The sequence below is a fragment of the Pseudomonas sp. CCI4.2 genome, from assembly GCF_034350045.1.
Taxonomy (GTDB): domain Bacteria; phylum Pseudomonadota; class Gammaproteobacteria; order Pseudomonadales; family Pseudomonadaceae; genus Aquipseudomonas.
Genome location: NZ_CP133781.1, coordinates 2,311,558 through 2,325,731, shown reverse-complemented (window position 1 = coordinate 2,325,731; position 14,174 = coordinate 2,311,558). Strand labels below are relative to the sequence as shown.

The window sequence follows — 14,174 nt, the reverse complement described above, 5'->3', positions numbered from 1 at the left end:
CCGATTTTGCTTTGCAGGCTGCACATTGTTTGTGCCTGGAGCAGTTGCCCTACTTAAGGTCACATAGATGGACATGCAATCCCGAATTCGCCAGCTTTTCCAGGCCAGCATCGACACCAAGCAGCAGGCGATGGAAGTTCTTGCGCCCTACATCGAGCAAGCCAGCCAAGTGATGGTCAATGCCCTGCTCAACGAAGGCAAAATGCTTTCTTGCGGCAACGGCGGCTCTGCGGGTGACGCCCAGCACTTCTCCTCGGAATTGCTAAACCGCTTTGAACGCGAACGCCCGAGCCTGCCAGCGATTGCACTGACCACTGACACTTCGACGATCACCTCGATTGCCAACGACTACAGCTACAACGAGATCTTTTCCAAACAGATCCGCGCGCTGGGTCAGCCGGGCGATGTACTGCTGGCCATTTCCACCAGTGGCAACTCGGCGAACATTATTCAAGCCATCCAGGCCGCACATGATCGGGAAATGGTTGTCGTAGCCTTGACCGGTCGCGACGGTGGCGACATGGCGTCGCTGCTATTGCCCGAGGATGTGGAGATCCGCGTTCCGTCCAAAGTCACCGCACGTATTCAAGAAGTCCACCTGCTGGCGATCCATTGCCTCTGTGATCTGATCGACAGCCAACTGTTCGGGAGTGAAGAATGACCCCTAATCGCCTAAGCCTACTGGCTTTGACACTTTGCCTCGGTCTCAGCGGATGCAGCTCGGTCCTGACTGCGACCCGTGACACGCCGATCCAGGATGACCGCGGCACCCGCACGTTCGGCAGCAAAATCGATGATTCACTGATCGAAACCAAAGTTGCGGTCAACGTCGCCAAGGCCAATCCTGACCTGGACGAAGGCTCGCACATCATTGTCACCAGCTTTAACGGCATCGTCCTGCTCGCAGGGCAAACGCCACGCCAAGACTTGAAAACCCTTGCCGAACAAGCCGCTGGCTCCGTGCAGCGGGTTAAAAAGGTCAACAACGAACTTCAGGTCATGGCCCCGTCTTCGATCCTGGCGCGCAACAACGACGCCTGGCTGACCACCAAGATCAAAACGCAAATGCTCACGGATGACACCATTCCGGGCTCACGCATCAAAGTCGTGACCGAGAACGGCATCGTCTACCTGTTAGGCCTGGTGACTCAGCAAGAAGCCACCCGCGCTACCAACTTGGTCCAAGGCGTATCTGGCGTGCAGAAGATTGTGAAATTGTTTGAGTACATCGATTAACCACGCCCTGATCTGGGACCGAATTCATTCATTCCCTGAGGTGGCCCGTCAACGCGTCGTCGCGGTAACAAACGGCCTGTAGGAACTGCAGAAGCCGCAGATACTGTGGGCTTGCCTGCGAAGACGCCCGTAATCGCGCCGTGATGTCGACCTGAAACCTGGGTCGCCCGCATTGACGCTTTCGTTGGCAAGCCAACTCCCACAAAGATTTTTGGCAGACACGGAATAGTCGGCACTGAAAATCTGATCACGGTGTTCAGCAGGTCAGAATGTGTGCGCCACCTGAATTCGGTCCTACAGAAATACAAAAAAAACGCCGACATTGCTGTCGGCGTTTTTTTTGTTTCAACCTACACGAATCCGATTACTTGACCACTTTCAGACTTGGCCTACCGGTCGGTCGCGGTGGTTCGCTTTCCGGTGGCGGTCCTTCGTCATCAGGATCGATTTCATCGTCGTCATCAAGGGCAGGCTCTAAGTCGAAAACCATACCCTGACCGTTTTCCCGAGCATAAATACCCAGGATCGCGGAGATAGGAACGTACAACGAGTGCGGAACACCGCCGAAACGACCTTCGAAACTGACAGCATCGTTATCCATATGCAGATGACGCACAGCACTGGGCGACACATTCAAAACGATCTGACCATCGTTAGCAAAGCCCTGAGGGACCTGCACCGACGGGTATTCCGCATTGACCAGCATATGCGGGGTGCAATCGTTATCTACGATCCACTCATAGAGAGCACGGATCAGATAAGGGCGACTGGAGTTCATCAACGGCTCCTTAAGCCTTAGCGCATATCACGTTCGGCACCAGACAGGCTTGTCTGGAAAGCTTCACGTGCAAATTGGCGCTCCATATAATCAAGCAGCGGTTTCGCTTGCCGCGGCAATTCTATACCCAGGACCGGGAGACGCCAGAGTATCGGCAACAGACAGCAATCGACCAGACTTTGATCTTCACTGAGGAAAAAAGGCTTGTCGGCGAACAGTGGAGAAACGCCGGTCAAGCTTTCACGCAGCTCTTTACGCGCTTGAACGCGAGCGTGCTCTTTACTACGTGAATCCAGAATCAAATCCACCAGGCCACACCAATCGCGCTGAATACGGTGAATCAGCAGACGGCTGTTGGCACGGGCCACCGGATAAACCGGTAACAAAGGTGGGTGCGGATAACGTTCATCCAGGTATTCCATCACCACCGTCGACTCGTACAACGCAAGGTCGCGATCGACCAGGGTTGGTACGCTGCCGTACGGATTCACCTCAATCAATCTTGGCGGATGACGACCCGCCACAACATCAATGATCTCAGCGCTGACACCTTTCTCAGCGAGCACAATGCGCACGCGGTGGGAATAGTGGTCGGCGGGGTCGGAGTAACAGGCCAACCGGTTGGTCACGCCCATGGCGGTCCTCCTCGCTTGTAAAAGTTTTCAAAAGCAGAAAAACGAGCGCGCCCAGAGGGCGCCTCCGAAAACGACTACGCAGGGCAGGCACCACCGAAGCGGCACCTGCCCCACGCTCGTTTTTTAGAGAGGCACCCTAGGGCGCGGCTCGTTAACAGCAGGGGTTACAGCATGATATCAGTGGACGTCTTTCCAATATTCGCGTTTGAGTAAATACGCGAAGACGAAGAAGAAGGCCAGGTAAAGCAATACATAGGTCCCGATGCGCTGATGTTGCAGCTTCACCGGATTCGCCGAGTAAGCGAGGAAGGTTACAAGATTTTTGACCTTCTCATCGAACTGTTCTTCATTTAACGACCCGGTTTTCGGCAATACGGTCAATTGATCGCATGCTTCGTGGGTCAATGGAGAGCCGGTCAGGGGGTCAAATTGCTTCTTGCCATCTTCAACCATTTGGATCTGCTTGCAGCCAATGACCTGACGACCTTGAAGGCCCGCCAGTACGTTAGGCATACCAACGTTCGGGAAAACCTTGTTGTTCACGCCCCATGGACGTGCAGGATCTTCATAGAACGAGCGCAGATAACCGTAGAGCCAGTCAGTACCGCGAACACGAGCTACCAGGGTCAGATCGGGCGGAGCCGCCCCGAACCAGGCTTTAGCGTCAGCAGGCTGCATGCCGATAGTCATATGGTCGCCAATCTTGGCGCCCGTGAAAATCAGCTTGTCCAGCATCAGATCGTGGGGGATACCCAGATCGTCAGCCACACGCTCATAGCGTTGAAACTTGGCGCTATGGCAACCCATGCAGTAGTTCGCAAACGTACGAGCACCGTCTTGCATGGCCGCCTTATCAGACACGTCGATATCAACATGTTCCAACTCAGGGCCGTGCTCTGCCGCATAAGACAAAACGGGCAGGAGAGCAAAAATCAGTACAGCAAATAGCTTTTTCATCAGCCAGTCACCCTTTCTGGAACCGGTTTGGTCTTCTCGAGCCGGGTATAGAACGGCATCAGAATGAAGTAGGCAAAGTACAGAAACGTACAGACCTGCGACAGAATCGTGCGCTCAGGGGTTGGCGGCAAAACGCCCAGCACACCCAGAATCACGAACGCCACGCAGAACACCACCAACCAGATCTTGCTCAGCCAACCCTTATAACGCATAGATTTGACCGGACTACGATCAAGCCACGGCAACACGAACAGGACGGCAATCGCAGCACCCATGGCGATAACACCCATGAGCTTGTCCGGGATCGCACGCAGGATCGCGTAGAACGGCGTGAAGTACCAAACCGGAGCAATGTGCTCAGGGGTCTTGAACGCGTTCGCTACTTCGAAGTTAGGCTTCTCGAGGAAATAACCGCCCATTTCTGGGAAGAAAAATACGATCGAGCAAAAGACGAACAGGAACACCACAACGCCGACGATGTCTTTCACGGTGTAATACGGATGGAAGGGGATGCCGTCCAACGGTATGCCGTTTTCGTCTTTGTGTTTCTTGATGTCAACGCCGTCGGGGTTGTTGGAGCCCACTTCGTGCAGCGCCAGAACGTGCAACACCACCAGACCCAGGATAACGATCGGCAACGCCACGACGTGCAATGCAAAGAAGCGGTTCAGGGTAATACCTGAAATCAGGTAGTCACCACGAATCCATTGAGTCAGGTCACCACCGATGACAGGAATCGCACCGAACAGCGAGATGATCACCTGGGCCCCCCAATAGGACATCTGGCCCCAAGGCAGCAGATACCCCATGAATGCTTCAGCCATCAGCGCCAAGTAGATCAGCATCCCGAACAACCAGACCAGCTCACGCGGCTTCTGATACGAACCGTATAGCAGCCCACGGAACATGTGCAGATAAACCACAATGAAGAACGCAGAGGCGCCCGTTGAGTGAAGCAGGCGCAGGATCGAGCCATATTCCACGTCACGCATGATGTATTCGACGGAAGCAAACGCTTCTTCAGCCGACGGCGTGTAGCTCATGGTCAGCCAGACACCAGTAACGATCTGATTGACCAGCACCAGCAATGCCAGCGAGCCGAAGAAGTAGAAGAAGTTGAAGTTTTTTGGTGCGTAATACTTGCTGAGATGGTCTTCCCACATTTTTGTGGCAGGGAAGCGCGCATCCACCCAGTCCATGAACTTACTCATGACGCTTTCTCCTGATCGACGCCGATGACGATGATGCTGTCCGACTCATAGGAATGCGGCGGCACAGGTAGATTCAAGGGTGCCGGTTGAGACTTGTAAACACGCCCGGCCAGATCGTAGTGCGAACCGTGGCAAGGGCAGAAATAACCACCTACCCAGTCTTTGCCGAGATCTGCGGGGGCTACTTCGGGACGGAACGTCGGCGAACATCCCAAATGCGTACAGATACCGACCAGCAGCAGAATCTCTGGTTTGATCGAACGTAGTTCCGGGTCGACGTATGTCGGTTGCGAGGAGTTCTTTGAAGTCGGATCGGAAAGTTGCCCCTCGATCTTTTTCAGGTTCCCTAAAATCTCTGCGGTACGACGGACGATGAATACCGGCTGACCACGCCACTCGGCAATCATTTGCTGTCCTGGTTCGACCTTGCTGATATTCACCTTTACCGGTGCACCTGCGGCTTTCGCCTTGGCACTGGGAAACCATGACCCCACGAACGGGACCGCCGCCCCCACCGCTCCTGCAGCACCAACCACGGATGTGGCTGCTACGAGGAAGCGACGCCGGCCTGCATTCACGCCGTCATTGCTCATTCCGTCCTCTCCCATCAGCTCTATGGCCTGTTTGATCAGGCGTCTACTTAATAAATATCTGGAACGGTGTAAAAATCCTGCCGGATGGTAAAGAAAAGCCCCTCAATTGACAAGGTAATTACCATAGCCCAATGGTCTCAAGCCTTATAACACGCGGCGCCCAGGCATGTGGCACGTTGTCACACCGAAATCCTTCGCCCATAAAAAAACGCCCAGCTCCTAAAAGGAACTGGGCGCTTAGAAAGTAGCAGCGAATTAACGCTTCGAGTACTGCGGACGCTTACGCGCTTTACGCAGACCGACTTTCTTACGCTCTACTTCACGAGCATCGCGAGTAACGAAGCCAGCTTTGCGCAGAGCGCCACGCAGGGTTTCGTCATACTGCATCAGAGCGCGAGTGATACCGTGGCGGATTGCGCCAGCTTGACCACTTGTGCCGCCACCGATAACAGTGACGTAGATGTCGAATTTCTCGGTAGTCTGAGTCAATTCCAGCGGCTGACGAACTACCATGCGGGCAGTTTCGCGACCGAAGAAACCGTCAAGAGTACGGTTGTTGATAGAGATGTTGCCGGTACCTGGACGCAGGAAAACGCGTGCAGTTGCGGTCTTGCGACGGCCAGTGCCGTAATTTTGAGTCGCCGACATAATGAACTATTCCGTTAAAACTTCAGTTCTTGGGGCTGCTGAGCAGTATGAGGGTGTACAGCGCCCGCATAGACTTTCAGCTTACGATACATGTCGCGACCCAGCGGGTTCTTAGGCAGCATGCCTTTAACCGCGGTCTCGATCACGCGCTCTGGGGCTTTAGCGATCAGCTTTTCAAAGTTGATCGACTTGATCCCGCCCGGAAAACCAGAGTGAGAGTAGTAGATCTTGTCGGTGGTTTTAGCACCGGTAACGCGGATTTGCTCAGCGTTGATAACGACGATGTAATCGCCTGTATCGACGTGCGGAGTGTATTCCGGTTTGTGCTTGCCACGAAGACGGCTCGCGATCTCGGTCGCCAGACGACCCAGTGTCTGACCAGCAGCGTCGACGACGAACCAGTCGCGCGTAACTGTTTCCGGTTTAGCAGTAAAAGTTTTCATTCTTTAATAGCCTCAGGGGCCGCCCTGATAAATTAGACGGCGGATCTTACTGAATAGTGCGTACTTTGACAAGGTCAAAGGCAGCCGGGAACAGACGCTGTCGGGGGCTCGGGTCGGCGCGTCCGTTATACGGCAAGATTCTTCGGCAGACGGCGCATCACTTCCACTGCAAAGAGCTGCGGAATTATGCAGATTTCGAAAAAAATCTCAAGCAGCTTTTGCAATTCACCCTGAATTCAGGGGCAGAAAGGGATGACATGCAGCTTTCGTCGCCAAAACCCGACGATTTCAGGCTCATCCCGTTTTGCCTTCTCTGCCTGCTTAAGCTCACTCACAAGGTCCGGGCAATAATTTCCTTCATGATTTCATTGGTTCCCGCATAAATCCTCTGCACCCGAGCATCCGCCCAAGCCCGGGCGATGGGGTATTCCCACATAAAACCGTAGCCGCCATGCAACTGCACACACTCGTCGAGCACTTTGCATTGCAAGTCTGTGCACCAGTATTTCGCCATCGCCGCGGTGGGCACGTCCAGCTTGCCCTCTAGGTGCAGCTCAAGACAGCGATCAACAAATACCCGACCAATCTGCACTTCAGTCGCGATTTCAGCGAGCTTGAACCGAGTGTTTTGGAATTCCGCGATAGCCTTTCCGAACGCTTTGCGTTCCCGGGTGTAGTCCAGCGTCCATTGCAAGGCTGCTTCGGCAGACGCCAACGCCCCGACTGCAACCGTCAATCGCTCTTGAGGCAGCTCCTGCATCAGATAGGCGAAACCCATGCCGGCCTGACCCAACAGATTGTCCTTGGGCACACGCACGTCCTGAAAGAACAGCTCGGAGGTGTCCTGGGCTTTCATCCCGACCTTTTCCAGGCGCTTACCTTTGGCAAACCCCTGCGAGCTGGCCTCTACTAGAAACAAACTGGTGCCTTTGGCCCCGGCCTTAGGGTCCGTCTTGGCAACGACGATCACCAAATCAGCCAGAAAGCCGTTGGTAATAAACGTCTTGGAGCCGTTGATCACGTACTCATCGCCGCCTAACACAGCCGTGGTTTTCACGCCTTGCAGATCGGAACCCGCACCTGGCTCGGTCATCGCAATGGCGGTCACCATTTCTCCCGAAACCAATTTCGGCAGGTACTTGAGCTTCAGGGCTTCGCTGCCGTAATGCAGGATGTACGGCGCGACGATATCTGAATGCAAAGAAAAACCGATCCCCGTCAGGCCCAGCCGACCGATTTCTTCGATCACCACGGTGCTATAGAGAAAGTCTGCCGCCATGCCGCCGTATTCTTCGGGCAAATGCGAACACAACATCCCCTGCTCTCCCGCCTTGTTCCATAAGGCGCGATCGATATAACCCTGTTTTTCCCACTGCGCATGAAACGGCTGCGCCTCCTGCTCAAGAAATTTACGCACGCTGCTGCGAAAGAGTTCGTGTTCGGAGCTGAACAGGGTTCTAGGGATCATGCTGCACCTGCAAGAGGGTGAAGGGCTGGGTTGTCTTGAGAGCCTAAGCCGATGACCCGCGCGAGGACACTGGACACATACGACAAAAAATAAGACGATCCAGCCGTCGCTTGACCACTTTCCCATATAAGAAAAAGAATTATGTCTACCCAGCACTCCGCGCCGTTGCGGCGCGTCAGCATCCTGGCCATTGATGGGGTATTCGCCTCGACCCTGATGCAAGCCAAAGACTTCTTCCACCTGGCCAGCCTGCGCTATGGAAAACAGCTCGGCCAAGGCCTGAAGACCACTTTCGAGACTCGAATCGTTAGCCCTGACGGACTTTCGGTACGCAGCTTCAGCGAAGTCATGCTGCCCGTAGAGGGCGGCCTGGAACAGAGCGATGTGATTATCCTGCCGGCGTTTTGGGATGATTTCGATGCGCTGTGCCAGCGATACCCCCAGGTTTTGCCATGGCTACGCGAACAACACGCCAAGGGCGCCGTGCTGTGTGGCGAGGCCAGCGGGGTGTTCTGGCTGGCACAAGCTGGCTTGCTGGACGGCAAGGAGGCGACCACCTATTGGCGCGCTTTTACCGAGTTTGCGCAGCGTTTTCCAAAGGTGCTGCTCAATCCAGAAAAACACCTGACCGACGCCGACAACCTGTATTGCGCTGGCGGCACGACCTCAGCCTGCGATCTCTACATCTACCTGATCGAACGTTTCTGCGGGGCCAACGTTGCCCAAGCCGTGGCGCGTGACATTCTTTACGAAGTACAGCGCAGCTACGTGCCGGGGCGGATGGGATTTGGTGGGCAGAAACTGCACCAAGACGTGAGTATCCTGCAAATTCAGCAATGGCTCGAAGAGCATTTTGCCGACAAGTTTCGTTTCGAAGACGTAGCGCGCGAGCACAGCATGAGCATCCGTAACTTCATGCGCCGCTTCCAGACGGCCACCGGCGACAAGCCGCTGCATTATTTGCAAAGAATGCGCATCGAAACGGCCAAAGGCTTGCTGTCCGGAACGCGCAAAAGCATCAAGACGATAAGCTATGAGGTCGGATACGACGACGCCAGCTTCTTCGCGCGCCTGTTTCGCCAGCACACGGAATTGTCACCCAACCAGTACCGCCAGCAGTTTCAGCAGGAAGCCTGAGAGCATCTGCACGTTGCGAGCTACAAGCTACAAGCGAATCAGTTTCACCCTTCTTGCAGCTTGAAGCTTGCAGCTCGCAACTGCCCCTAGGGCTTATGTGGCCGCGACAGGAATTCGTGGGATTGCATTTCCAGCAGTCGGCTCAACGTGCGCTGGAACTCAAAGTTCAGACGACCGCCGGTGTACAAATCCTTGAGCTCAACTTCAGCCGAGATGATCAGCTTGACGTTGCGATCGTAAAATTCGTCGACCATATTAATGAAGCGTCGGGCGATGTCGTCGGTTTTGACGCTCATCTGCTCAACACCGCTGATCAACACCGCGTGGAAGATCTTGCCGAGTTCGATGTAGTCGTTCTGGCTGCGCGGGCCGTCGCACAATTCACGAAAATCAAACCAGGCCACGTCATCACAAGTGAGCATCGCCCGGATTTCGCGGTTCTCGATCATCAGCACATCGTTTTTAGTCGCCTGAGTGCACTCTGGGGTCAGGGCCTTGAAGCTTTTGCGCAGACTTTCTTCGGCGGCGTCGTTCAGCGGGAAGTGAAACAGCTCAGCCTGCTCAAGGTGACGCAAGCGATAGTCCACGCCACTGTCGACGTTGACGATGTCGGTGTTGACTTTGATCAACGCAATGGCCGGCAGAAAACGCGCACGCTGCAGACCATCTTTATACAAACCGTCCGGGACAATGTTCGACGTCGCGACCAGGGTCACGCCGTTTTTGAACAATTCTTCCATCAGGGTGCCAAGGATCATGGCGTCGGTGATGTCCGAAACGAAAAACTCATCGAAACAAATCACCCGCGCCTCATCGGAAAAGCGCTTGGCGATAATGATCAGCGGGTTTTTCTCGCCATTGAGCGTCCTCATTTCTTCGTGCACACGCTTCATAAAGCGGTGGAAGTGAGTTCGGACTTTTTCTTTGAACGGCAAGGCTTCGAAGAAGGTGTCGACCAGGTACGTCTTGCCACGGCCAACGCCACCCCAAAAATACAAACCTTTGACGGGCGCCTGGGGCTTCTTGCCGAACAGCTTGCCGAGCAGACCCGGCTTGCTGTGCTGCGCAGCGACCAGGTCGTCGTACAGGCGTTGCAGATGGCGCACAGCAGTTTCCTGCGCGGCATCATGGAAGAAGTCGGGGCGCTTCAGATCAGCTTGATATCGTTCTAGGGGAGTCATATTCGTTAACAAGGCGACAAAAACGGGCCGCCACTGTAGCGACGGCCCTTGGAAATGGCAATCAGACCTATTGCGGGGCTAACGCGCGCTTGAGGTTTTCGATGGCTGCATCCCGCGCGAAACTGTCGGCAAACTCAGGGCTGTCCGCCACACACGCTTCGTCGAGCCATACCGTGAAGCGATCATCCTCGCTGCGCAGGTCCAGCTCGCCACCCAGCTGCAATTGCTTGCTGACCGCACCCGCCGTTTTGCCATCAGCGAACGTGCGCGACAGTAACAATTGCTCACCGTCGGCGGCGAGCAGGCGAAAACGGAAGCTGCCGTCGTCTTCACGGAAGCTGACAAACCGCACGCCTTTGGCGGCTTTTTTCTTCCCGCTGTCGGCGTTTTGCACAACGCTGCGGAACGACCGCAGGCCCACCGCCTCACGCAATTGGCCGAGGAACGGCGTCGCGACGGCGCGGGCTTTTACCGCACCGGCGAGCAGAATATCTTCCAGGTCGGCGGGACGCGCCATGAAACCGTGATAACTCTCGCGGGCCTCCCCCAGCTCAGCGTCAAGCAACGCGAACAAACGTTGCTTGGCCTCGCCCCAACCCAAGCCCTGTAATAGCTCAGAACGGAACTCAGCGCCTTGCTCCGGGGTGGCGAAGGCTTGATAGAGGGTAAACAGGTGCGAGTTGTCTGGATCTTTGGCTTCGCCCGGCGCGCGCGAGTCGGTGACGATCTGCGAAATCGCGGCTTTCATCTCTTTGGCATTGCTGAACAACGGAATGGTGTTGTCGTAGCTTTTCGACATTTTGCGACCATCCAGGCCCGGCAGCGTGGCGACGCTTTCTTCAATCAACGCTTCGGGCATGACAAAAAATTCTTTGCCTTGGCCGAACAGGTGGTTGAAACGCTGACCAATGTCGCGGGCCATTTCCACGTGCTGGATCTGATCACGGCCGACCGGCACTTTGTGCGCGTTGAACATCAGGATGTCAGCCGCCATCAGCACCGGGTAGCTGTACAAACCCATCGTGATACCGGCGTCCGGGTCTTCACCGGCTTCAACGTTTTTGTCCACCGAGGCTTTATAAGCGTGCGCGCGGTTGAGCAAGCCCTTGGCCGCTACACAGGTCAACAGCCAAGTCAGCTCAGGGATTTCCGGGATGTCGGACTGGCGATAAAACGTGACTCGATCAACATCAAGGCCGGCAGCCAGCCAAGTCGCAGCGATTTCCAGACGCGAACGCTGAATGCGCAGCGGGTCGTCGCATTTGATCAGGGCGTGATAATCAGCCAGGAAGTAGAACGAATCCGCATCGCTCTGGCGGCTGGCGATGATCGCCGGGCGAATGGCACCGGCATAGTTGCCGAGGTGCGGCGTACCGGAAGTGGTAATACCGGTCAGGATACGAGTGGTCATGGCTAGTGGCTGCTTATTAGAGTAAGGCAGGTTAGGCGCCCACAGGGTCAGGCGCTTCTGGCTGCAATCAATTCGAAAGGCGTGGCAGGACCAACTCTTTGAGGTCAGTCAGCTTGCCGTGAAAAAAGTGTCCGCATTCTGCCACTTTCAGCAGCTCATGGGGGCGCTTGAGGGCATCGGACCAGTCATAGACGGCCTGCGGATCGATCACCTCGTCGGTTTCTGGCTGGATCAAGGTGATCGGACAGTTTTGCGGCAACGAGTGATCGGCGCTCAGGCGCGTGACCGCAGCGGCCACCATGAACAAATGCGCCAATTTTTCACCCTTGGCTTCCAGACGCCCACCGAGGCTGGCTGCGACAAAGCCGCCAAACGAGAAGCCCAGCAGCGTCATCGGCAAATCGAGGTGTTTATTGCGCAACCACTGCGCCGCCGCTTGGGCATCATCGACTTCGCCGGACGCCATGTCATGGGTGCCGGCGCTGGCGCCGGTTCCGCGATAGTTGAAGCGCAAGGTGATCAAACCCGCGTCGCGTGCGGTTCGCTGCAATGTCGATACGACCTTATTTAGCATGGTCCCGCCCTGCACCGGGTTAGGATGGCAGATCAGCGCCACACCGCGAGCGCCCTCGGTATCGAGGTAAAGGGCTTCGATTTGGCCGACTGGGCCATCAATCAATACAGGGGTTTCGCGCATGAGCAAAAATGAACTCCGTGACCTCGAATTGGGTCGACTCGTCTAGCTGATTGTCTGTGTCTGGCATATCCGTGAGCGTGTCGCGGTATACAGCGCAGGTTCGAGCCGTTAACGTAAAGCAAAGCCGTTTATAGAGGAAGGACTCGTGGAACACTCGCTCTTAGTTTGGTTGTTGCCGACTATCGCCCTGGTTGCAGGTGTGGTCATTGGTTTCCTGGTCGCACGTCTGCTGCCCAACGCTGCCCCGAGCAGCACTCAGCGTCAGCTGGATGATGTTCAGGAGCGCTTCAATAGTTATCAGAACGAGGTAGTCACCCACTTCAACAGCACGGCGAATCTGGTGAACAAGCTTTCGCAGAGCTATCAGGAAGTACAGGAACACCTTGCCGATGGTGCCAACCGCCTGGCCTTGGATGAGCAAACGCGTCAGCGTTTACTCGCCAGCTTGCACGCTGACACCACGCAAGCACCTCGGGACCGCCTGACCCCACCGCGCAACTCTGAAGCGCCAAAGGACTACGCGCCCAAGACCCCAAATGCACCCGGCATGCTGGACGAGCATTACGGTTTGAAAAAGTGATGTGAGCGGCACGCATCAACAAAAAGCCCGCCGTTCGGAATGAATGGCGGGTTTTTTTAGTCACATGCGGTCGGGTCGTACTCTCGCAGTCCACACGGGCCAACCCTATTCCGAGGCGTGGCGTTTTGGCAATTTGACGTAACAGCCACGCGATTCTTCGATAGTCAGGCAATCGTCGCCGATAACTAAAACCATCTCGTCGAAGAACTGGCTGATGTCATTTTCGCCGTTCAATCCCTCGTAATTCCGGCGCAACGTTAGCCGTTGTCCGTCTTGTGACCATTTACCCTTTGCATAACCGTCAGCGGAGCCATATTCAACGACGGCTTCAAAGTTACTGCCCCCTTGAAGCGACAGCTGCGAGGCCATTTCCATGACCCCTTGTAAATAATAGTTGCCAATTAAATCGTTGGATGGCGCGCTATCATCATGGGAGCAGGCGGCTAGGAATAGGGCTGAAACGAGTAGGACGATTCCTTTCATTTGTTTCTCCATGATTGTAAATGCTGAGGGTTGAGGGTGATGACGGGGGCTTACCAACTGCCATAAGGAATGCCGAAACGTTCGACGTATTGCTTCGAATCTTCGGTTTGTTGAAAGTAATGCCCGTTTGATTTACCCAGATACGGGCCTAAAGGCTCGACTTCGACTTGAGCGCGGTTGAAGGCGACTCGGCGTAAACACTCATCCCACACCCACACTTGAACAATACCGCCGGGGGCAAGTCCCAAGGTCATGCTGGGGTGCCAAGAAGCGGGTTCCTCCGGGTCCTCGGCGCACCGTCGAGCGATGGAGTGGCGCATCAGTTGTCGGGCTTCTTCCGGGATCTCTATCCAGCCTTGGTAGGTTTGAGGCTCGACCGAGGACTGCCAGCGTACGAAGACCCGTTTCGGGAGATCGGCGCCGGTGACAAAACTCCCGTTTCCGCCGGTATCCGACCATCCTCTAGCATCTTCGATATCGTCGTTCTGGAAAACTTCAATGCCAATTCCACCGGCACCTAGGTGTGGGAAGAATCGGTTATTGATATCCACCACCGCGCCCATTTCGACCCAACCCGTCATATAGTACGGTGCAGAAAACCGTAAATCCCACCATGGGTGATGGGGGTCATTTACGCCAGACAATGGGTCGGCGGCTTGGCATCCTGCGATCAGAGCTAGACCCAATAATGCAGCGAGTTTTCTGATAATCATCCG

Annotated in this window: 17 protein-coding genes; 4 read left to right on the top strand and 13 right to left on the bottom strand. The window is 55.2% G+C overall.

The annotated features are described in order from the left end of the window. Window positions 1-67 precede the first annotated feature (67 nt). Window positions 68-661 carry a phosphoheptose isomerase gene (locus RHM65_RS10565; protein ID WP_322166032.1) on the top strand — a complete coding sequence of 198 codons (594 nt, stop codon included), beginning with the start codon at window positions 68-70 and terminating at the stop codon, window positions 659-661. Continuing rightward, window positions 658-1,236 (top strand): BON domain-containing protein, encoded by a 579-nt coding sequence (locus tag RHM65_RS10560; protein WP_322184932.1) that lies wholly within the window; start codon window positions 658-660, stop codon window positions 1,234-1,236. The genes RHM65_RS10565 and RHM65_RS10560 overlap by 4 nt, the downstream gene beginning before the upstream one ends. Window positions 1,237-1,600: 364 nt before the next feature. Here the strand turns inward: RHM65_RS10560 and RHM65_RS10555 are convergent, their stop codons facing one another. The 8 genes from RHM65_RS10555 to RHM65_RS10520 all read right to left on the bottom strand — a co-directional run bounded on the left by RHM65_RS10555 (window position 1,601) and on the right by RHM65_RS10520 (window position 7,969). Continuing rightward, on the bottom strand, window positions 1,601-2,014 hold the full coding sequence (locus tag RHM65_RS10555; RefSeq protein WP_322166034.1) for a ClpXP protease specificity-enhancing factor: 414 nt from the start codon (window positions 2,012-2,014) through the stop codon (window positions 1,601-1,603). A gap of 17 nt (window positions 2,015-2,031) precedes the next feature. Then, window positions 2,032-2,649 carry a glutathione S-transferase N-terminal domain-containing protein gene (locus tag RHM65_RS10550; RefSeq protein ID WP_322184930.1) on the bottom strand — a complete coding sequence of 206 codons (618 nt, stop codon included), beginning with the start codon at window positions 2,647-2,649 and terminating at the stop codon, window positions 2,032-2,034. A 177-nt stretch (window positions 2,650-2,826) separates the two neighbouring features. After that, window positions 2,827-3,606 carry a cytochrome c1 gene (locus tag RHM65_RS10545; RefSeq protein ID WP_322166036.1) on the bottom strand — a complete coding sequence of 260 codons (780 nt, stop codon included), beginning with the start codon at window positions 3,604-3,606 and terminating at the stop codon, window positions 2,827-2,829. Beyond that, entirely contained in the window at window positions 3,606-4,817 is a 1,212-nt protein-coding gene (locus RHM65_RS10540) for a cytochrome bc complex cytochrome b subunit (protein WP_322166037.1), read from the bottom strand. The genes RHM65_RS10545 and RHM65_RS10540 overlap by 1 nt, the downstream gene beginning before the upstream one ends. Next, complete coding sequence (gene petA / locus RHM65_RS10535; RefSeq protein ID WP_322166038.1) at window positions 4,814-5,410, bottom strand: ubiquinol-cytochrome c reductase iron-sulfur subunit; 597 nt, start codon at window positions 5,408-5,410, stop codon at window positions 4,814-4,816. Before petA ends, RHM65_RS10540 begins: the two co-directional genes overlap by 4 nt. Before the next feature lie 255 nt (window positions 5,411-5,665). Next, a complete protein-coding gene (gene rpsI, locus RHM65_RS10530; RefSeq protein ID WP_297846183.1) occupies window positions 5,666-6,058 on the bottom strand; it encodes a 30S ribosomal protein S9 in 393 nt (130 codons plus the stop codon). 14 nt (window positions 6,059-6,072) lie between these two features. Further along, complete coding sequence (gene rplM, locus RHM65_RS10525; protein WP_297846182.1) at window positions 6,073-6,501, bottom strand: 50S ribosomal protein L13; 429 nt, start codon at window positions 6,499-6,501, stop codon at window positions 6,073-6,075. Window positions 6,502-6,832: 331 nt separating this feature from the next. Next, window positions 6,833-7,969 (bottom strand): acyl-CoA dehydrogenase family protein, encoded by a 1,137-nt coding sequence (locus RHM65_RS10520; RefSeq protein WP_322184928.1) that lies wholly within the window; start codon window positions 7,967-7,969, stop codon window positions 6,833-6,835. 240 nt (window positions 7,970-8,209) lie between these two features. On the opposite strand from RHM65_RS10520, the gene RHM65_RS10515 reads away from it, so the two are divergent. Further along, a complete protein-coding gene (locus tag RHM65_RS10515) occupies window positions 8,210-9,106 on the top strand; it encodes a GlxA family transcriptional regulator (protein WP_322171125.1) in 897 nt (298 codons plus the stop codon). An 86-nt stretch (window positions 9,107-9,192) separates the two neighbouring features. Here RHM65_RS10515 and zapE read toward each other — a convergent pair whose 3' ends face one another. The 3 genes from zapE to RHM65_RS10500 form a co-directional block, all read right to left on the bottom strand. Beyond that, window positions 9,193-10,287, bottom strand: coding sequence for a cell division protein ZapE (zapE, locus tag RHM65_RS10510; RefSeq protein ID WP_322166040.1), 1,095 nt, complete (start codon window positions 10,285-10,287; stop codon window positions 9,193-9,195). A 67-nt stretch (window positions 10,288-10,354) separates the two neighbouring features. After that, window positions 10,355-11,698, bottom strand: coding sequence for a tryptophan--tRNA ligase (locus RHM65_RS10505; protein ID WP_322184926.1), 1,344 nt, complete (start codon window positions 11,696-11,698; stop codon window positions 10,355-10,357). Window positions 11,699-11,765: 67 nt separating this feature from the next. Further along, window positions 11,766-12,395: an alpha/beta hydrolase gene (locus RHM65_RS10500; protein WP_322166042.1), complete on the bottom strand. Its 630-nt coding sequence runs from the start codon at window positions 12,393-12,395 to the stop codon at window positions 11,766-11,768. Between the two features lie 145 nt (window positions 12,396-12,540). On the opposite strand from RHM65_RS10500, the gene RHM65_RS10495 reads away from it, so the two are divergent. Then, a complete protein-coding gene (locus RHM65_RS10495; RefSeq protein WP_322166043.1) occupies window positions 12,541-12,975 on the top strand; it encodes a YhcB family protein in 435 nt (144 codons plus the stop codon). A gap of 105 nt (window positions 12,976-13,080) precedes the next feature. Here RHM65_RS10495 and RHM65_RS10490 read toward each other — a convergent pair whose 3' ends face one another. Beyond that, window positions 13,081-13,458 carry a hypothetical protein gene (locus tag RHM65_RS10490; RefSeq protein ID WP_322184924.1) on the bottom strand — a complete coding sequence of 126 codons (378 nt, stop codon included), beginning with the start codon at window positions 13,456-13,458 and terminating at the stop codon, window positions 13,081-13,083. A gap of 50 nt (window positions 13,459-13,508) precedes the next feature. Continuing rightward, complete coding sequence (locus tag RHM65_RS10485) at window positions 13,509-14,165, bottom strand: DUF2931 family protein (protein ID WP_322185301.1); 657 nt, start codon at window positions 14,163-14,165, stop codon at window positions 13,509-13,511. Window positions 14,166-14,174 lie beyond the last annotated feature (9 nt).